Genomic DNA, 19,059 nt, shown 5'->3' with positions numbered 1-19,059 from the left:
CGTTTTTTATTGGCTGAAGGGCTTAGTAGTAGTACCAGCGCAGTTGCAGCATCACTTCGTTGTCGGTATCGCCGACTTTGCTGAAGTCGCGGGCCGCGCTCAGGCGCAGGCCGAGGTTGCGCGACATTTCCCATTGCTGGGTCAGCGCCAGGCGTCGGCGTACCTCGCCGTTGTGAAAGTAATCGCCCTTGGCTTCCAGCGTCAGGTTGCCCAGGTCGTTGCGCCACAGCAGGCCGCTGTCGAAGCCCATGGCTGGCGCCAGGTAGGGGGCGAAGTCAGAGTTGTGCTCGACTCGGGCGGTGGCCAGGACATAGGCAAGCGTGCCTTCGCCCAGCTGCCAGGTACCGCCGGCGCCGCCACTGAGGTGGCTGACCAGGGTTTGCTCGCCATCCTCGCCCGGCACGCGTTGCAGGCCACCGCCGACCTGCCAGCTCCAGGGCTGCAGCAGGGCGTTGCGCGGGGTCAGGGAGCGGATGGTGGCGAGGTTGAGCTCCTGCAGCTGCCAGTGGTTCTCCTCGTACTGGCGCAGTTTGAGGCCGAGAATCTCGATCTGCGCGCCCAACGGGAAACCGCTGAGGTTGTCGTTCAGATCGTGGTAAGCCATGCGCAGGCCATACTCGGCGAAGGCGCGATCGCCACGGCTGCCGGCGCCGAGTTGCCAGGTGCGCGACTCGTGGCCCTCTTCCGGCAGGTCCGGGCGTTCGGTCTGCAGTGCTGGAGGCGGGTTCTGGTTGATTGCGCGCAGCAGTTGGTAACTGCGCTGGGCGCTGCTCTCATCACGACCCAGGCCGTGCACCTGATAGCGCAGCAGGCGGAAGGCCGCATCCTGTACCAGGGATCGGCGCTCGGCAGGCAGGGCGAGGAATTCGGGATCGCTCAGGCGTCCGTCATCGGCAGCCAGTCTCTTGACCCACTCCAGCTCGTTGGCGTCCAGCGGTTTGGCGCGGGCCATCAGCTCCTTTTCCCGCGAGGGGCGGTAGTCGATGCGCTGCACCATGCCGGCATCCTTGACTGCGCGCACGGTGTCGGCGGGGATGGCGGTGATGGGGAATTCGTCGGTCAGTTCCAGGCCGGGGCGGGCGACTTCCAGCAATTCCAGCAGGCGGTAGGAGCAGTTTTCATCGAAGAAGAAGTAGTCGAACTGGATCTGCTTCAGCTCCCACAGGTGTTCGACCATGCGCCCGGTTTCCTCGGCCGTGAGGTCGAGGCGGTACTCCCACAGGTCGCGGTTTTCCAGGCGGCTGTACTCGGCCATCTTTTCGCGATAGGGCAGCAGGGCGAACAGTCCCGGGTAGCCGCCCATCAGGCCTTTCCAGGCATAGAGAATGCTGTTGTCGGCACCCTCGATAAAGGCGCCGAAGTTCACCGCGTAGCTGAGCATGGCGGTGTTGTCGCTATCGATATCGGCCTGGTCGATGCGCAGCAGGGTGTGGCCGAACATGGAGGACGGGCTGTTCAGGTAGGCGGCCGGGAACACCAGCACGGTGCTGTGCGGCTTGATGTCGCCGTACCAGGCGCGAAACTCGCTGCACTCGACCTGGGGCAAGTCGTGCAGGTTCAGGCGCTCGCGCAGCCAGCGGGTGCGCGCGGGGAACACGCATTGCGGGTGTTTGTCGCCCAGGCTTGGCGAGGCGTAGAGCGCGTTGCGAGTGGCCAGCAACTCGGCCTGCGGATCGTGGTCGCCATCGGCGGCGAGAAAGAAGTCACGGTCGTCGACATAGCTGCGCCAGCCGCCGAGCGTGCCGCGCTCGTAGTGGCCAAGGGAAATCCAGTAGGGGTCGTTGGCCAGGTGAGCCAGGTCGGCCTGGTTGGCGTACAGGGGGGCGGCCAGGCACAGGGCCAGCCAGGGCAACTTCCGTTTCAAGCGTGACGCCTTCTTCCGGGGCTTTGCTGGAGCTTTTTGCAGGCTCGGCGGGCGCCTGTCAAGCAAGCTGCTGATCGTGGTCAATGCAAGTGCGTGCGCAGCGTCCACACTGAAACGAAACAAACCGGAGGTGTGCCATGAGTTTTGATCCCGGGCCCGCGCTGGAGCAGCTGTTCGACGAGTACAGTCAGCGTGCCAGAGCCATTCGCCACGATCTGGGCTTGCCGCATAACGCTGATTTCGCCGAGCAGGCGCAGGAGCGGCAGAACGATGAGGTGCTGCAGGCGCTGTTGGCGGAAGCCGAGGCGGGGCTGCGTCAGGTTGGCCTGGCGCGGCAGCGTCTGGCCGCGGGCCGCTACGGACTTTGCCTGCGCTGCGGCGAGCCTATCGAGCCTGCGCGACTGCAGGCTTGGCCGGCTGCGGAGTGTTGCCTGGCCTGTGCGGAACGGGGCGAGGTGTGAGGCGGCAATGAGCCTTGCCAGGGGCGCCGGGGCGGCGCCAGAATGGTTCCATCTTGCGGCCTGCCGCTTCGACAAGGACTTCCGATGCCCGAATCCTTCGCTGCCAGCCTGCGCCTGGCGCCCGATGCTTTGACCCGTCCCTGCGCTCCCGACCAGTTCAACTTCACCACCACCGATGATCTCGAACCCTTCCGCGGCGTGCTCGGCCAGGAGCGCGCGGTGGAGGCCCTGCAATTTGGCGTGGCGATGCCGCGCCCCGGCTATAACGTCTACGTGATGGGCGAGCCGGGCACCGGCCGCTTTTCCTTCGTGCAGCGCTACCTCAAGGCCGAGGCCAAGCGTCAACCGACGCCGGTAGACTGGGTCTACGTCAACCACTTCGACGAACCGCGCGAGCCACGTGCCCTGCAATTGCCGGCCGGCAGTGCGGCGGCCTTCATCGCCGACATTGGCCACCTGATCGACAACCTGCTGGCGACCTTCCCGGCGGTGTTCGAGACGCCGACCTACCAGCAGAAGAAGAGCGCCATCGATCGCGTGTTCAACCAGCGCTACGACAAGGCCCTGGACCTGATCGAGAAGCTGGCGCTGGACAAGGAGGTCGCGCTCTACCGCGACAGCAGCAACATCGCCTTCACCCCGATGAAGGACGGCAAGGCCCTCGACGAGGCCGAGTTTTCCCAGTTGCCGGACGCCGAGCGCGAGCGTTTTCATCGCGACATCTCCGAGCTGGAGGAGCGCCTCAACGAGGAGCTGGCCAGCCTGCCGCAGTGGAAGCGCGAGAGCAGCAACCAGCTGCGCAAACTCAACGAGGAAACCATCAGCCTGGCCCTGGAGCCGTTACTGGCGCCGCTGTCGCAGCAGTACGCGGAAAATGCCGGGGTCTGCGCCTACCTGCAGGCGGTGCAGGTCAACCTGCTGAAAACCGTGGTCGACCAGCTGCTGGACGACAAGCCGGACGCCCAGCGCCGCGAGATGCTCGAAGAGCAGTACAGCCCCAGCCTGGTCGTCGGCCACCATGTCGACGGTGGCGTGCCCGTGGTGTTCGAGCCACACCCGACCTACGACAACCTGTTCGGCCGCATCGAGTACAGCACCGACCAGGGCGCGCTCTACACCAGTTATCGCCAGCTGCGCCCGGGTGCGTTGCACCGGGCCAACGGCGGTTACCTGATCGTCGAGGCGGAGAAGCTGCTGAGTGAGCCCTTCGTCTGGGACGCCCTCAAGCGTGCGCTGCATTCGCGCCAGCTGAAAATGGAGTCGCCGCTGGGGGATTTCGGGCGGGTCGCTACCGTGACGCTCAGTCCGCAGATGATCGATCTGCATCTCAAGGTCATCATCATCGGCTCGCGCCAGCTGTATTACGCACTGCAGGACATGGATTCGGACTTCCAGGAGATGTTCCGTGTCCTGGTCGACTTCGACGAGGAGATTGCCGTCGGCGACGACAGCCTGGAGCAGTTCGCCCAGCTGCTCAAAACCCGTACTTCGGAAGAGGGCATGGCGCCGCTGACCGCTGCGGCGGTAGCGCGTTTGGCTACCTACAGTGCGCGTTTGGCCGAGCACCAGGGGCGCCTGTCGGCGCGCATCGGTGATCTGTTTCAGCTGGTCAGCGAGGCAGACTTCATTCGCCAGCTGGCCAGTGACGAGGTGACCGATGTCGGCCATATCGAGCGTGCGCTGAAGGCCAAGGCCGACCGCACCGGGCGCGTGTCGGCGCGGATCATCGACGACATGCTGGCCGGCATCATTCTGATCGACACCCAGGGCTCGGCCATCGGCAAGTGCAATGGCCTGACCGTGCTGGAAGTCGGCGACTCGGCCTTTGGTGTGCCGGCGCGGATTTCCGCCACTGTCTACCCCGGTGGCAGCGGTATCGTCGATATCGAGGGCGAAGTCAGCCTGGGTCAGCCGATCCATTCAAAAGGCGTGATGATCCTCACCGGCTTCCTCGGCAGCCGCTACGCCCAGGAATTCCCTCTGGAAATTTCCGCCAGCATCGCTTTGGAACAATCCTACGGCTATGTCGATGGCGACAGTGCTTCGCTGGGCGAGGTCTGCACGTTGATCTCGGCGCTGGCGCGTATGCCGCTCAAGCAGTGCTTCGCCATCACCGGTTCGATCAACCAGTTCGGTGAGGTGCAGGCGATCGGTGGGGTCAACGAGAAGATCGAGGGCTTCTTCCGTCTGTGCGAGGCGCGCGGTCTCACCGGTGAGCAGGGCGTGATCATTCCGCACTCCAATGTCAGCAACCTGATGCTTGACGAGAAAGTACTGCAGGCCGTGCGTGCCGGGCAGTTCCACGTCTACGCCGTGCGCCATGTCGATGACGCGCTCGGCCTGTTGCTCGGTGAGCCGGCTGGCGCTCAGGATGCCAAGGGCCAGTTTGCCAAGGGCAGTGTCAATGCGCGGGTGGTGGAGCGTCTGCGCAGCATTGCCGAGCAGGGCATGGAGGAGGAAGAGAAGGACAAGGAGCCGGCCAAGGCCAAGGCGAGCAAGCCACGGGCAAAGCCAGCGCCGAAGATCGTCAAGGAGTGATCACTCGCTGACCAGCTCGGCGGCGCCTGCATGGGGCGTCGCCGCGCGCATTTCTCCCACCCATCTTCCACAGAGTTATCCACAGTCTGTGGGGGTAACTTTGATCTTTTCCTCGTGCGGCGTCGGGGTGTAGTCTGAAGACCAGACCTCGCGAGGATCGTCGCCATGCCGCGCAGCCTCTGTCTTACCCGTCAGTGCCTTGGCCTGACCACCCGTATCGAGTGTGAAGTGCGCCCGCTGGCCGGTGAGCGTGGCCTGTGGACGCTGCTCTGCGCCGCCGGCATGACGGCGGCGCAACCCTCGGCGATTAAGGCGCAAGGCCCATTCCATGGGCCTTTGGTGGCCGAGGAAGTGCTCGATTCGATCGCGCGGTGTTTAGCTGTGCAAGGTTATGAGCCCTGTTCGGAGCCCCTCATCTGGCGTCTGCATCTGCAGGCCGAGCTGCGCCGGCAGAACGGTGAGCGTAGCCAGGGCATCGATAGCCGGATGTTCCGTCCGGAGAATTAAGCGCACTTTTTGCCCAACCTGTTGTGCTCCCTGTGCTGGCGGGCGTCAGCGCACTTTTCTCAGGTGCTGCCCACACGTTTATCCACAGATTGCGGGGATAACATACGCCACACTTTGCGTCTTTGTCCGTCACGTTCGGCTGGGTATACTCGCCGGCGATTTTTCAACTCGGCGAGGCCTCATGGAACGCTTTATCGAAAATGCGATGTACGCAGCGCGCTGGTTGCTGGCACCCATCTATTTCGGCCTGTCGCTGGCCCTGCTTGCCCTGGCGCTGAAGTTCTTCCAGGAAGTCTTTCACATCCTGCCGCATGTCTTCGAGAAGGCCGAGGCCGACCTGATCCTCGTGCTGCTGTCGCTGATCGACATGGCGCTGGTCGGTGGTCTGCTGGTGATGGTGATGATCTCCGGCTACGAGAACTTCGTGTCTCAGCTGGATATCGACGACAGCAAGGAGAAGCTCAGCTGGTTGGGCAAGATGGACTCCGGTTCGCTGAAGATGAAGGTGGCAGCCTCGATCGTGGCGATTTCCTCCATCCACCTGCTGAAGGTCTTTATGGATGCGCAAAACATCGAGCCCGAGCATCTGAAGTGGTATGTGATCATCCATATGACCTTCGTGGTCTCGGCCTTTGCCATGGGCTATCTGGACAAGCTGACCAAGCACGATCACTGAAGCATGCCTGCCTGATCTGTCGCCCGGTCGTTACCAAGCGACCGGGCGGTTTCGTTTCTGGGTGTCTGTGCTAGTCTGGCCGGCCTTTTTTGACCCCTAGCGGAGCCCGGCCATGTCCGAACTGAATCTTTCCACCGACGAAGCACGCGTCAGCTACGGTATCGGCCGTCAACTGGGTGACCAGCTGCGCGACAACCCGCCGCCGGGCGCCAGCCTGGAAGCCATCGTGGCGGGCCTGCGTGATGCTTTCAACAACCAGCCGAGCCAGGTTTCCCCCGAGGCACTGAATGCCAGCTTCCGCGTGATCCGCGAAGTGATGCAGGCCGAGGCGGCTGCCAAGGCCGAGAAGGCTGCTGCCGCAGGTCGCGAGTACCTGGTCGAGAACGCCAAGCGTGACGGTGTAACCGTGCTGGAATCGGGCCTGCAGTATGAAGTGCTGGTGGCGGGCGAGGGCGCCAAGCCGTCCCGCGAGGATCACGTGCGCACCCATTACCACGGCACCCTGATCGATGGCACCGTGTTCGACAGCTCCTACGAGCGCGGCCAGCCGGCGGAATTCCCGGTCGGCGGTGTGATCGCTGGCTGGGTCGAGGCCCTGCAGCTGATGAATACCGGCAGTAAGTGGCGTCTGCACGTGCCAAGCGAGCTGGCCTATGGTGGCCAGGCTGCCGGCAGCATCCCGCCGCACAGCGTGCTGGTGTTCGACGTCGAGCTGCTCGACATCCTGTAATTAGCGATGTCCGGGCGCTCGTCCTGAGCGCACCGGGCACCTGCGAAGGCGTCTTCGCCTTCGCGCATGGGGCGCATTGCCCATGCTCCGCTCCTTCCCGTATCGGTGTGATCCTGCCGAGTGGGCCGCCGTTGGCCTCGCCCGCAGTGTCGGCTGTGTAATTGGCTCAGTGCGTCTCACCGTGCGGGCGCAGCGCTCGCGCATAGCAAAACAGGAACAGGCTGCGTACCAGCTCCTTGAGTGCGCCCGGCTCGTTGGAGTTGAGGCTGGTCAGGTCGAGGTCGCCCTGGTCGCGCAGTTCATCAATGGCCTCTTCCTCCAGCACAGCACAAACCTCACCCGTTTCGCGGTTGAGAATGCGCAGGTAGGGCTGCGGGCGATCCAGCCAGGCGTCGATCAAATAAGTCATGGATCATCTCCTTGTGAATTTCAGTTGAGATGAGAATAATTCCTATTATCTAAATAGCAAGCCTCAATCGTGCCTTTTGTCGGCACATGCAAAAAGCCCGTCACAAGGACGGGCTTTCTGTGGCGGCATGGCTCAGTGAGTGCGGGCGACGGCGAACTTGCTCAGCTCGATCAGGGCGTCACGGTGCGCATTGGGTGCCAGGCCGTCAAGGCAGGCGATGGCCTGGTCGGCATGCTCGCGGGCCAGGCGTGCGGTGTAGTCGAGCGCACCGGATGCCTGTACGGCGGCACGGATGCTCTCCAGGTCCTCGATGCCGCCTTTCTGGATCGCGCTGCGCACCAGTGTGGCTTGCTCGGCAGTGCCTTCGCGCATGGTGTAGATCAGCGGCAGGGTCGGCTTGCCTTCGGCCAGGTCGTCGCCGACGTTCTTGCCCAGGGTGGCGGCATCCCCCTGATAGTCGAGCAGATCGTCGACCAGCTGGAAAGCAATGCCCAGGTGATCGCCGAAGCGTTGCAGGGCCTGAGTTTCGTCATCCTTCGCGCCGGCCAGGGCGGCAGCACTGTGGGTCGAGGCTTCGAACAGCATGGCGGTCTTGCCGCGGATGACCTCCATGTAAGTCTCTTCCGTGGTGCTGGCGTCTCGTACTTTGGACAGCTGCAGCACTTCGCCCTCAGCGATCACGCGGGTGGCGCGGGATAGGATCTGCATCACCGGCAGGGAGCCGAGCTCGACCATCATTTCGAACGAACGGGAATAGAGGAAGTCGCCAACCAGCACGCTCGGCGCGTTGCCCCACTGGGCGTTGGCGGTGGCGCGACCGCGGCGCATGCCGGACATGTCGACCACATCGTCATGCAGCAGGGTTGCGGTGTGCAGGAACTCGATGGTGGCGGCCAGCAGGCGCAGGTCGTCTGCCTGATAGCCCAAGGCACGGCCGCTGAGCAGTACCAGCAGCGGGCGTAGGCGTTTGCCGCCAGCCGAGATAATGTAGTCGCCGATCTTTTCCACCAGGGGGACGCGGGATTTCAGCTGCTGGCGGATGATGCCGTCGACGGCGGCGAAATCGTCCGCTACCACGCTGTAGAAGGCCTGGGGTTGCATCGGTGAGGGGGGCTCCTGAAGCTGGGGATCTGCAGCTCTCGTCGATGAGGTCGCAGATTTGCGGTGCGCGCCCGCAAGATTCGGGCTGCGCGGCATGCTAGGTGGCGGGCTGGGGGCTGTCAAGGCAAGGGCTGGCGGGGCTTGCGCCTGTTTAAGGCTTTCCGTACAATCGCGGCCCCTAACTTCTATGGGCACTCCCTGCCTTACGCAATTGCACGGGCGTCAGTTCCGGCCCCATGCAGCCATGCCGGCCAATAACTCTTCCTATAAAGAGTCGGGTGAGCAGGTTTAACGGAGATATATCCATGTACGCAGTAATTGTTACCGGTGGCAAGCAGTACAAAGTCGCCGAAGGTGAATTCCTCAAGGTCGAGAAGCTGGAAGTCGCCACCGGCGAATCCGTGACTTTCGACCGCGTTCTGCTGGTTGGCAGCGGCGACGACGTCAAAATCGGTGCTCCGGTTGTTGACGGTGCCAAGGTTGTTGCTGAGGTGGTTGCTCAGGGTCGTCACGACAAAGTGACCATCATCAAGTTCCGCCGCCGTAAGCACCACATGAAGCGTCAGGGCCACCGTCAGTGGTTCACCGAAATCAAGATCACTGGCATCCAGGCCTGATCCCTTTTTAGGAGATTTGACTCATGGCACACAAAAAAGCTGGCGGTAGTACTCGTAACGGCCGCGATTCCGAAAGTAAACGCCTTGGCGTGAAGATGTACGGTGGTCAGGTCATCAAGGCCGGCAACATCATCGTGCGTCAGCGCGGCACCCAGTTCCACGCTGGTTACGGCGTTGGCATGGGCAAGGACCACACTCTCTTCGCGAAAGTCGACGGTGTGATCAAGTTCGACGTAAAGGGTGAGTTCAACCGCCGTTACGTGAGCATCGTGACCGCCTAAGGTCGCGTTTGCTGAAAAAGCCCTGTCTTGCGACGGGGCTTTTTTGTTTCTGTGTATCCTGTGTTTTCTGTTCACTAACCCGCTGTCGCGGCGGGAGGCGAGCCAATGAAATTCGTCGATGAAGTTTCGATATTTGTAAAAGCCGGAGACGGCGGTAACGGCATGATGAGTTTCCGCCGGGAGAAATTCATCGAGAAGGGTGGCCCCAACGGCGGCGACGGTGGTGATGGTGGCTCCGTGTTTCTGGAGGCCGATGAAAACCTCAACACTCTGATCGACTATCGCTACACCCGTCGCTTCCATGCCAAGAATGGTGAGAAGGGTGGCAGTACTGAGTGTACCGGTGCCAAGGGTGATGATTTGATCCTGCCGGTGCCGGTGGGTACCACGGTGATCGATGCGACCACTCAGGAGGTCATCGGTGATCTGACCAAGGCCGGCCAGCGCCTGATGGTGGCGCAGGGTGGTTGGCACGGTTTGGGTAATACTCGCTTCAAGTCCAGCACCAACCGCGCGCCGCGTCAGACTACGCCGGGCAAGCCGGGTGAGCAGCGTGACCTCAAGCTGGAGTTGAAGGTGTTGGCGGACGTCGGTCTGCTGGGATTGCCGAATGCCGGTAAGAGCACCTTCATTCGCTCGGTATCGGCGGCCAAGCCTAAGGTGGCGGATTATCCCTTCACTACCCTGGTGCCGAACTTGGGTGTGGTCAGTGTCGGGCGCTACAAGAGCTTCGTCATCGCCGATATTCCTGGCTTGATCGAAGGGGCTTCCGAGGGCGCCGGTCTGGGTATTCGCTTCCTCAAGCACCTGGCGCGTACCCGCCTGTTGCTGCATCTCGTCGATATGGCGCCGCTGGATCAGAGTGATCCTGCCGATGCTGCTGAGATCATCATCACTGAGCTGGAGAAGTTCAGTCCGGCCTTGGCTGAGCGCGAGCGCTGGCTGGTTTTGAACAAGGCGGACCAGTTGCTCGATGATGAGCGTGAGGAGCGCATGCGTGCGGTAGTCGAGCGTCTCGACTGGAAGGGGCCGGTCTTCGTTATTTCGGCGCTGGAGCGCGAGGGTACCGAGGCGCTGGCGCAGGCCATCATGCGTTACATGGATGAGCGTGACGAGCGCATGGCGGAAGAGCCGGCGTTTGCCGAGGCTATGATCGGGCTGAATCAGCGTATCGAGGATGAGGCACGCGCCCGTCTGCAGGCGCTGGATGATAAGCGTGCCCTGCGTCGTGCTGGCTTGAAGAGCATCGACGATATTGGCGATGACGATGACTGGGATGATTTCGAGGACGATGAAGACGGTCCTGAGATCATTTACGTCAGAGACTGAGAGTAGGTATTGTGCAGCGCCGCTTTATAGCGGCGTTGTGCTGACTGGCTTGGGGTAGAGGGCATCATGCGGGACAAGGTGACCGGCGCGAAGCGTTGGGTAGTGAAGATTGGTAGTGCTCTGTTGACGGCCGACGGGCGCGGTCTCGATCGTGCTGCCATGGCGGTCTGGGTTGAGCAGATGAATGCCCTGCGGGCTGCGGGTATTGAGCTGGTGCTGGTGTCGTCTGGAGCCGTAGCTGCAGGCATGAGTCGCCTCGGCTGGCCTGTCCGGCCCAGTGCCATGCATGAGTTGCAGGCGGCGGCTGCCATCGGGCAGATGGTCCTGGTGCAGGCTTGGGAGTCCAGTTTCGCCGAGCATGGCAGCCATACGGCGCAGGTGCTGCTAACCCATGACGATCTGTCGGATCGCAAGCGTTACCTCAATGCCCGTAGCACCTTGCGCACCCTGGTCGATCTGGGTGTGGTGCCGGTGATCAACGAAAACGATACCGTTGTCACCGACGAGATCCGCTTCGGTGACAACGATACCCTGGCGGCGCTGGTGGCCAACCTGGTCGAGGCCGACCTGCTGGTGATTCTCACCGATCGTGATGGCATGTTCGATGCCGATCCGCGGCACAACCCCGATGCCCAGCTGATTTTCGAAGCGCGCGCGGATGATCCCTCTCTGGATGCGGTGGCCGGTGGCACGGGTGGTGCTCTGGGGCGCGGCGGTATGCAGACCAAGCTACGTGCGGCGCGGCTGGCGGCCCGCTCTGGAGCGCATACGGTCATCGTTGGTGGGCGTATTGAGCGGGTGTTGGATCGTCTCAAGGCGGGTGAGCGGCTGGGTACCCTGCTGGCGCCCGAGCGTGGCCTGCTGGCGGCGCGCAAGCAGTGGCTGGCAGGTCACCTGCAAACGCGCGGTACCCTGGTGCTGGATGCTGGTGCGGTCAAGGCGTTGACGTTGGATCGCAAGAGCCTCCTGCCGGTTGGGGTGAGGGAAGTGCGCGGCGGCTTCCGCCGTGGTGAGATGGTGGTCTGTGTGGCGCCGGACGGTCGCGAGATTGCGCGTGGTTTGGTCAATTACAGTGCGCTAGAAGCCCAGAAGATTGCTGGGCGGTCTTCCGAGTCGATCGAGAAATTGCTGGGTTACGTCGATGAGCCGGAGTTGGTGCATCGCGACAACTTGATTCTGGTCTGAGGGGTTTGTCCATGCGCATCAAGGGATTGCTGGGGCTTTGCGTTCTGCTGCCGGTGTTGGTGCAGGCAGAGGAAATCGGAGAGGTCTCTACCGTGTTCAAGTGGATGGGGCCGAACGACAAGATCGTGGTTGAGGCATTCGATGACCCTAAGGTCGAAGGTGTGACCTGTTATCTTTCGCGTGCCAAGACGGGCGGAATCAAGGGCGGCCTTGGTCTGGCTGAGGATCGCGCAGAGGCATCGATTGCCTGTCGTCAGGTTGGGCCGATTCGCTTTGCGGGAGGACTCAAGGATGGTGAGGAGGTGTTCAGGGAGCGCACGTCGCTGGTGTTCAAGACCATGCAGGTAGTGCGTTTTTTCGATGAGAAGCGCAATACCCTGGTTTATCTGGTGTACAGCGATCGCGTGATCGAAGGGAGCCCGCAGAATGCGGTGACGGCGATTCCGATCCGTCCCTGGACGAGTCAGTAAGAAAAAGCCGGGTGTTCCCGGCTTTTTTATCGGTGCAGAAATCGCGGGCAATAAAAAACCGGCCAGAAGGCCGGTTTTTCGTGAGCGCTACATCTTAGGCGGCGGTAGCCATGGCCTTGATGTGACCGTTCAGGCGGCTCTTGTGACGAGCGGCCTTGTTTTTGTGGATGATGCCTTTGTCGGCCATGCGGTCGATCACAGGGACAGCCAGGGTGTAGGCGGTTTGAGCCTTTTCCAGGTCCTTGGCGTCGATGGCCTTGACCACGTTTTTGATGTAGGTACGGACCATGGAGCGCAGGCTGGCGTTATGGCTACGACGCTTCTCAGCCTGTTTGGCGCGTTTTTTGGCAGAAGGTGTATTGGCCACCGTCAAGCTCCTTGAAAAGAAGGGGGTTGCAAACAAATAAGGCCGCGAATTATTCCGATGCCTGAAGCATCTGTCAAGCCTGTAAGCGTTTTGCCAAGCTGGCCTGACCGGCGGTGGCTGGTTAAACTCCAGGCTCTAATTCGCCGGGGCCCCGCGCCGGCATTGCCGATCTCCGAGGCTCCATGAATTTGCTCAAATCCCTGGCCGCTGTCAGCTCTCTGACCATGCTTTCGCGCGTGCTGGGTTTCGTTCGCGACACCATCATTGCTCGAACCTTTGGTGCTGGCGTGGCCTCCGACGCCTTCGTCGTTGCTTTCAAATTGCCCAATCTATTGCGCCGTATTTTTGCCGAGGGTGCATTTTCCCAGGCCTTTGTGCCGATTCTGGCCGAATACAAGGCTCAGCAGGGCGAGGAGGCGGCGCGTACCTTCCTCGCCTACGTGGCTGGCCTGCTGACGCTGGTGCTGGCACTGATCACGCTGCTGGGGATTCTCGCGGCACCCTGGATCGTCTGGATCAGTGCCCCGGGGTTTGCTGACGAGCCCGAGCGGTTTGCGCTGACTACCGATCTGCTGCGGGTGACCTTTCCTTATATATTGCTGATCTCGCTGTCATCGCTGGTCGGGGCGGTGCTCAATACCTGGAACCGCTTCTCGGTGCCGGCCTTCGTGCCGACCCTGCTTAATGTCAGCATGATCGTGTTCTCGGTCTGGTTCGCGCCTTACTTCGATCCGCCCATCATGGCGCTGGGCTGGGCGGTGCTGGTGGGTGGCCTGGCGCAGTTCCTCTGGCAGCTGCCGGCGCTGAAGCAGATCGGCATGCTGGTGCTGCCGCGTTTGAGTCTGCGCGATACCGGTGTGTGGCGGGTGCTTAAACAAATGGGGCCGGCGATCTTTGGTGTGTCGGTCAGCCAGATCTCGTTGATCATCAACACCATCTTCGCCTCATTCCTGGTGGCTGGCTCTGTGTCCTGGATGTACTACGCAGACCGCCTGATGGAGTTGCCCTCTGGCGTGCTGGGTGTGGCACTGGGCACCATCCTGCTGCCGGTGCTGGCCAAGACTTATGCCAGCGCCGACCGCGAGGAGTATTCGCGGCTGCTCGACTGGGGCTTGCGCTTGTGCATTCTGCTGGTGCTGCCCTGCACGCTGGCATTGGCAATCCTGGCCGAACCCCTGATCGTTTCGCTGTTTCAGTACGGCAAGTTCACTGCACATGATTCGGCGATGACCCAGCAGGCGCTGGTGGCCTATTCGGTTGGTCTGCTGGCGCTGATCCTGGTGAAGATTCTGGCGCCGGGCTTTTATGCCCAGCAGAACATCAAGACCCCCGTGCGCATTGCCATCGTCAGCCTGTTGGCGACTCAGGCGATGAATGCGCTGTTCGTGTTTGGTCTGGATCTGAAGCATGCCGGTCTGGCGCTGGCCATCAGTCTGGCGGCCTGTCTGAATGCGGGCTTGCTCTACTGGCAGCTGCGTAGCCGGCGTATGTATCAGCCGCAGCCGGGCTGGCTGTTGTTCCTGCTCAAGGTGGTCGTGGCGGTGGTGGTGATGGTCGCCGTGCTTCTGGCGCTGCTGTATGTCATGCCAGCCTGGGGGCAGGGCGATATGTTGGGGCGTCTGCTACGTCTTGGGGGGGTGGTGTTGGCCGGTTTACTGAGCTATTTCGCCATGCTCGCGCTGCTCGGCTTTCGCCCGCGCGACTTCGCCCGGCGGGCGGTGGGTTGATGGCGGACGTGCTGCCTGTCCCCGTTGGCCGCCTGTGCGTATAATCGCCGACTTTGTTGTAAGCAAGTAGCATGCTATGCAGCTGGTTCGAGGCCTTCACAATCTACGCCCATTCAGCCAAGGCTGCGTTGCCACCATCGGTAATTTCGATGGCGTGCATCGTGGCCATCAGGCCATTCTGGCGCGCCTGCGCGAGCGCGCCATCGAGCTGGGTGTACCGAGCTGCGTGGTGATCTTCGAGCCGCAGCCGCGTGAGTTTTTCGGCCCGGATACTGCGCCGGCGCGGCTGACCCGCTTGCGCGAAAAACTGGAGCTGCTGGCCGGCGAGGGCGTCGATTTCGTCCTGTGTCTGGCCTTCAATCGCCGTCTGCGCGAGCTGTCGGCCGACGAGTTCGTGCGTCAGGTGCTGGTTGAGGGGCTGCGTATACAGCACTTGGAGGTGGGTGATGATTTCCGCTTCGGTGCAGGGCGTGGCGGCGACTTCGACTTTCTGGTGCAGGCCGGTGCCCAACAGGGCTTCAGTGTCGAGGCGGCCCTGACCGTCGAGCTGGATGGCGAGCGCATCAGCAGTACCCGTGTGCGCCAGGCTCTACAGGCCGGCAAGCTGGAACTGGTCGAGCGCCTGCTGGGGCGACCCTATGCCCTGGCGGGTCGCGTGTTGCACGGCCAGAAGCTGGCGCGCCAGCTGGGTACGCCGACGGCCAACGTGCAGCTCAAGCGGCGTAAGCCGCCGCTGCAGGGCGTGTTCCTGGTCAGTGTGCTGCACCAGGGGCAGCGTCTTCATGGCGTGGCCAATATCGGCCAGCGCCCGACGGTAGAGGGAGACGGTAGCCCGCACCTGGAAGTGCATCTGCTGGAATACGCTGGTGACCTGTATGGCCAGCGCCTGACGGTGGAATTCCACCACAAGCTGCGTGACGAGCAGCGTTTCGCCTCTCTGGAGGCGCTGAAAATGGCGATCGACGCGGATGTCGCCGCCGCCCGGGCCTACTGGCTTGGCCAACCGCTTGATTGATCGAAGAGCCTGAGATGACCGACTACAAAGCCACGCTGAACCTCCCGGAAACTGCCTTCCCGATGAAGGCCGGCCTGCCGCAGCGCGAGCCGCAGACCCTGGCGCGCTGGGACAGCATTGGTCTGTACCAGAAGCTGCGGGAGATCGGCGCCAACCGGCCGAAGTTCGTTCTGCACGACGGCCCGCCCTACGCCAACGGCAACATCCATATCGGTCACGCGGTCAACAAGATCCTCAAGGACATGATCGTCCGTTCCAAGACCCTGGCTGGCTTCGACGCCCCCTACGTGCCAGGGTGGGACTGCCACGGCCTGCCGATCGAGCATAAGGTCGAGACCACCTTCGGCAAGAATCAGCCGTCCGACCTGACCCGCGAGCGCTGCCGCAGCTATGCCGGCGAGCAGATCGAGGGGCAGAAGGCCGACTTCATTCGTCTCGGAGTGCTGGGCGAGTGGGACAACCCGTACAAGACCATGGCCTTCGCCAACGAGGCCGGCGAAATCCGTGCCCTGGCCGAGATGGTCAGGCAGGGCTTCGTGTTCAAGGGCCTGAAGCCGGTCAACTGGTGTTTCGACTGCGGCTCGGCACTGGCCGAGGCCGAGGTGGAGTATCAGGACAAGAAGTCCGATGCCATCGATGTGGCCTTCCCGATCGAGGATGCCGACAAGCTGGCTGCTGCCTTCGGCCTGAGTGCGCTGAACAAGCCCGCCGCCATCGTGATCTGGACCACCACCCCCTGGACCATCCCGGCCAACCAGGCGCTGAACGTCCATCCCGAGTTCACCTACGCGCTGGTCGATACCGGTGAGCGCCTGCTGGTGCTGGCCGAGGAGCTGGTCGAGGCTTGCTTGCAACGCTATGGCCTGGCTGGCGAGATCATCGGTCGCGCCGAAGGTCGTGCGCTGGAACTGATTCGTTTCCGTCATCCACTGTACGAGCGCTTCTCGCCGGTGTATCTGGCCGAATACGTCGAGCTGGGTGCCGGTACCGGCGTGGTGCACTCCGCGCCCGCCTACGGTGAGGACGACTTCCGCACCTGCATGCAGTACGGCATGAGCAACGATGACATCCTCAGCCCGGTGCAGAGCAACGGTGTGTATGTCACCGAGCTGCCGTTCTTTGGCGGCCAGTTCATCTGGAAGGCCAACCCGGCCATCGTTGAAAAACTCGGCGAAGTCGGTGCGCTGCTCAAACACGAGAGCATCCAGCACAGCTACATGCACTGCTGGCGCCACAAGACGCCGCTGATCTACCGCGCCACTGCGCAGTGGTTCGTCGGCATGGACAAGCAGGCTCACGACGGCACCACCCTGCGTGAACGTGCCCTGGCCGCCATCGAACAGACCCAGTTCGTCCCGGCCTGGGGGCAGGCGCGTCTGCACGGCATGATCGCTGGGCGCCCGGACTGGTGCATCTCGCGCCAACGCAACTGGGGCGTGCCGATCCCATTCTTCCTGCACAAGGCAACGGGCGAGTTGCACCCGCGTACCGTCGAGCTGATGGAGGACGTGGCCAAACGCGTTGAAGAACAGGGTATCGAGGCTTGGTTCAAGCTCGATGCCGCCGAGCTGTTGGGTGCCGAGGCGGCCGACTACGACAAGATCAGCGACACCCTGGACGTCTGGTTCGACTCCGGTACTACCCACTGGCATGTGCTGCGTGGCTCGCACCCGCTGGGCCATGAGGCTGGTCCGCGTGCCGACCTCTATCTGGAAGGCTCCGACCAGCACCGTGGCTGGTTCCACTCCTCGCTGCTGACGGGCTGCGCCATCGACGGCCGCGCGCCCTACAAGGCGCTGCTGACCCACGGTTTCGTGGTCGACGAGAACGGCCGCAAGATGTCCAAGTCGCTCGGCAACGTGGTTGCGCCACAGGAAGTCAACGACAGCCTGGGCGCCGACATCATGCGTCTGTGGGTCGCCTCCACCGACTATTCGGGCGAGATGGCCGTATCCAAGGTCATCCTGCAGCGCAGCGCTGACGCCTACCGGCGTATCCGTAACACCATGCGCTTCCTGCTCGCCAACCTCGGCGACTTTGACCCGGCCAAGGACCTGCTGCCGGCCGAGCAGATGCTCGACCTGGATCGCTGGGCGGTGGATGCCGCCGCGCGCCTGCAGGCCGAGATCATCGAAGCCTACGGCGAATACCGTTTCTGGAACGTCTATTCCAAGGTGCACAACTTCTGTGTGCAGGAACTGGGCGGCTTCTATCTGGACGTGATCAAAGACCGCCAGTACACCACTGCCGCCGATAGCGCGGCGCGTCGCTCCTGCCAGAGTGCCCAGTACCACATCGCCGAGGCGCTGGTGCGCTGGATTGCGCCGATTCTCGCCTTCACCGCCGATGAGGTCTGGTCGTTCCTGCCGGGCGAGCGTAACGAGTCGGTAATGCTCAACACCTGGTACGAAGGTCTTGAGCGCCTGCCGCAGTGCTTCGAGCTGGATGTCGCCTATTGGGCGCAACTCACCGAGGTGCGGGCCGCAGTGAACAAGGAACTGGAAAACCTGCGCAACAGCAAAGCCATCGGTGGCAACCTGCAGGCCGAGGTGACGCTGTACGGCGATGAGGCGCTGGCGCCGGCTCTGGCCAAGCTCGACGACGAATTGCGCTTTGCCCTGATTACCTCCGCTGCGACCGTTGCGCCGCTGGCCGATGCGCCGGCTGATGCGGTGGCTACCGAGGTGCCGGGGCTGAAGTTGAAGATCGTCAAGTCTGCACACGCCAAGTGCGGTCGTTGCTGGAACTTCGTGGCCGATGTCGGCAGTCATGCCAATCACCCGGAGCTGTGCGGTCGATGCGTGAGCAACATCGAGGGTGACGGTGAGGTGCGCAAGCATGTCTGATACGTCGCGCTTTGGGCGCCTGGCCTGGCTGTGGCTGGCCGCGCTGGTGTTGTTTCTTGATCAGGGCAGCAAGCAGTTGGTGTTGCAGGTCCTGGAATATGGCCAGCGCGTGACCGTTATTGACGGCTACTTCGACTGGGTGCACGTCTATAACCGTGGCGCTGCCTTTAGCTTCCTGGCCGGTGAGTCCGGTTGGCAGCGCTGGTTGTTCGCCGCCATCGCCGTTGGTGTCAGTGCCGTACTAGTGGTGTGGCTGACGCGCCTCAAGCGCGACGAGACCTGGCTGGCCGTTGCGTTGGCTATGGTCCTCGGTGGTGCGCTGGGCAATCTGTATGACCGTGTGGTGCTGGGCCATGTGGTTGATTTCATCCTGGTGCACTGGCGTAACGTGCATTACTTCCCTGCCTTCAACCTGGCTGACAGCGCCATCACCGTCGGTGCCATCATGCTGGCGCTGGATATGTTCAAGAGCAAAAAGTCCGGAGAACCTGCCCATGACTGATCTGCGTATCGGGCCGGACAAGGAAGTCACCCTGCATTTCGCCCTCAAACTGGAAAACGGTGATGTAGTCGACAGCACCTTTGACAAGCAGCCAGCCACCTTCAAGGTGGGCGATGGCAACCTGCTGCCGGGTTTCGAGGCCGCGCTCTATGGCTTCAAAGCCGGCGACAAGCGCAGCCTGCAGATCGAGCCAGAAAGTGCTTTCGGTCAGCCCAACCCGCAAAACGTGCAGGTGATGCCCCGTGGCCAGTTTGCCGACATGGAGTTGTCCGAAGGGCTGCTGATCATCTTCAACGATGCGGCCAATGCCGAGTTGCCAGGCATCGTCAAAGCCTTCGACGAGCAGCAGGTGACCATCGACTTCAATCACCCGCTGTCCGGCAAGACCCTGAGTTTCGATGTGGAAATCATCGAGGTTCGTCCAGTCTGACCTG

General features: G+C 62.3%; 19 protein-coding genes. 15 read left to right on the top strand and 4 right to left on the bottom strand.

The features are described 5' to 3' along the window. Nucleotides 1-22 precede the first annotated feature (22 nt). A complete protein-coding gene (locus P7A97_RS13900) occupies nucleotides 23-1,864 on the bottom strand; it encodes a DUF4105 domain-containing protein (protein WP_277690552.1) in 1,842 nt (613 codons plus the stop codon). Nucleotides 1,865-2,001: 137 nt separating this feature from the next. Here P7A97_RS13900 and P7A97_RS13895 point away from each other — a divergent pair, with 137 nt between their 5' ends. The 5 genes from P7A97_RS13895 (at nucleotide 2,002) to P7A97_RS13875 (ending at nucleotide 6,776) form a co-directional block, all read left to right on the top strand. Then, on the top strand, nucleotides 2,002-2,325 hold the full coding sequence (locus P7A97_RS13895; protein ID WP_277690551.1) for a TraR/DksA family transcriptional regulator: 324 nt from the start codon (nucleotides 2,002-2,004) through the stop codon (nucleotides 2,323-2,325). Nucleotides 2,326-2,409: 84 nt separating this feature from the next. Further along, nucleotides 2,410-4,863 (top strand): AAA family ATPase, encoded by a 2,454-nt coding sequence (locus P7A97_RS13890; RefSeq protein ID WP_277690550.1) that lies wholly within the window; start codon nucleotides 2,410-2,412, stop codon nucleotides 4,861-4,863. Between the two features lie 165 nt (nucleotides 4,864-5,028). Next, nucleotides 5,029-5,370, top strand: coding sequence for a hypothetical protein (locus P7A97_RS13885; RefSeq protein ID WP_277690549.1), 342 nt, complete (start codon nucleotides 5,029-5,031; stop codon nucleotides 5,368-5,370). Between the two features lie 181 nt (nucleotides 5,371-5,551). After that, complete coding sequence (locus P7A97_RS13880) at nucleotides 5,552-6,046, top strand: TIGR00645 family protein (protein ID WP_277690548.1); 495 nt, start codon at nucleotides 5,552-5,554, stop codon at nucleotides 6,044-6,046. 112 nt (nucleotides 6,047-6,158) lie between these two features. Beyond that, nucleotides 6,159-6,776, top strand: a complete 618-nt coding sequence (locus P7A97_RS13875; RefSeq protein ID WP_277690547.1) for an FKBP-type peptidyl-prolyl cis-trans isomerase — start codon at nucleotides 6,159-6,161, stop codon at nucleotides 6,774-6,776. A 166-nt stretch (nucleotides 6,777-6,942) separates the two neighbouring features. On the opposite strand, the gene P7A97_RS13870 is transcribed toward P7A97_RS13875, so the two are convergent. Both P7A97_RS13870 and P7A97_RS13865 read right to left on the bottom strand, forming a co-directional pair. After that, entirely contained in the window at nucleotides 6,943-7,185 is a 243-nt protein-coding gene (locus P7A97_RS13870) for a hypothetical protein (RefSeq protein ID WP_277690546.1), read from the bottom strand. A gap of 132 nt (nucleotides 7,186-7,317) precedes the next feature. Beyond that, nucleotides 7,318-8,286 (bottom strand): polyprenyl synthetase family protein, encoded by a 969-nt coding sequence (locus P7A97_RS13865; protein ID WP_277690545.1) that lies wholly within the window; start codon nucleotides 8,284-8,286, stop codon nucleotides 7,318-7,320. 305 nt (nucleotides 8,287-8,591) lie between these two features. On the opposite strand from P7A97_RS13865, the gene rplU reads away from it, so the two are divergent. From rplU to P7A97_RS13840, 5 genes are all read left to right on the top strand, one after another. Next, nucleotides 8,592-8,903: a 50S ribosomal protein L21 gene (gene rplU, locus P7A97_RS13860; protein ID WP_277690544.1), complete on the top strand. Its 312-nt coding sequence runs from the start codon at nucleotides 8,592-8,594 to the stop codon at nucleotides 8,901-8,903. A 23-nt stretch (nucleotides 8,904-8,926) separates the two neighbouring features. After that, nucleotides 8,927-9,184: a 50S ribosomal protein L27 gene (gene rpmA / locus P7A97_RS13855; RefSeq protein ID WP_043308927.1), complete on the top strand. Its 258-nt coding sequence runs from the start codon at nucleotides 8,927-8,929 to the stop codon at nucleotides 9,182-9,184. Between the two features lie 105 nt (nucleotides 9,185-9,289). Beyond that, on the top strand, nucleotides 9,290-10,513 hold the full coding sequence (gene cgtA, locus P7A97_RS13850; RefSeq protein ID WP_277690543.1) for an Obg family GTPase CgtA: 1,224 nt from the start codon (nucleotides 9,290-9,292) through the stop codon (nucleotides 10,511-10,513). A 66-nt stretch (nucleotides 10,514-10,579) separates the two neighbouring features. After that, a complete protein-coding gene (proB, locus tag P7A97_RS13845; RefSeq protein WP_277690542.1) occupies nucleotides 10,580-11,698 on the top strand; it encodes a glutamate 5-kinase in 1,119 nt (372 codons plus the stop codon). Nucleotides 11,699-11,709: 11 nt separating this feature from the next. Continuing rightward, entirely contained in the window at nucleotides 11,710-12,168 is a 459-nt protein-coding gene (locus P7A97_RS13840) for a CreA family protein (RefSeq protein WP_277690541.1), read from the top strand. Between the two features lie 94 nt (nucleotides 12,169-12,262). On the opposite strand, the gene rpsT is transcribed toward P7A97_RS13840, so the two are convergent. Further along, entirely contained in the window at nucleotides 12,263-12,535 is a 273-nt protein-coding gene (gene rpsT / locus P7A97_RS13835; RefSeq protein WP_277690540.1) for a 30S ribosomal protein S20, read from the bottom strand. 182 nt (nucleotides 12,536-12,717) lie between these two features. Here rpsT and murJ point away from each other — a divergent pair, with 182 nt between their 5' ends. From murJ to fkpB, 5 genes are all read left to right on the top strand, one after another. After that, nucleotides 12,718-14,262, top strand: coding sequence for a murein biosynthesis integral membrane protein MurJ (gene murJ, locus P7A97_RS13830; protein ID WP_277690539.1), 1,545 nt, complete (start codon nucleotides 12,718-12,720; stop codon nucleotides 14,260-14,262). A 76-nt stretch (nucleotides 14,263-14,338) separates the two neighbouring features. Continuing rightward, entirely contained in the window at nucleotides 14,339-15,277 is a 939-nt protein-coding gene (gene ribF / locus P7A97_RS13825) for a bifunctional riboflavin kinase/FAD synthetase (protein WP_277690538.1), read from the top strand. A gap of 14 nt (nucleotides 15,278-15,291) precedes the next feature. Beyond that, on the top strand, nucleotides 15,292-18,123 hold the full coding sequence (gene ileS / locus P7A97_RS13820) for an isoleucine--tRNA ligase (RefSeq protein ID WP_277690537.1): 2,832 nt from the start codon (nucleotides 15,292-15,294) through the stop codon (nucleotides 18,121-18,123). Beyond that, on the top strand, nucleotides 18,116-18,625 hold the full coding sequence (gene lspA / locus P7A97_RS13815) for a signal peptidase II (protein WP_277690536.1): 510 nt from the start codon (nucleotides 18,116-18,118) through the stop codon (nucleotides 18,623-18,625). Before ileS ends, lspA begins: the two co-directional genes overlap by 8 nt. Continuing rightward, on the top strand, nucleotides 18,618-19,055 hold the full coding sequence (fkpB, locus tag P7A97_RS13810) for an FKBP-type peptidyl-prolyl cis-trans isomerase (RefSeq protein WP_277690535.1): 438 nt from the start codon (nucleotides 18,618-18,620) through the stop codon (nucleotides 19,053-19,055). The genes lspA and fkpB overlap by 8 nt, the downstream gene beginning before the upstream one ends. Nucleotides 19,056-19,059: the final 4 nt, after the last annotated feature.

This window comes from Pseudomonas sp. GOM6 (assembly GCF_029537485.1).
Lineage (GTDB): Bacteria > Pseudomonadota > Gammaproteobacteria > Pseudomonadales > Pseudomonadaceae > Aquipseudomonas.
This window is presented reverse-complemented; position numbering and strand designations above follow the sequence as displayed.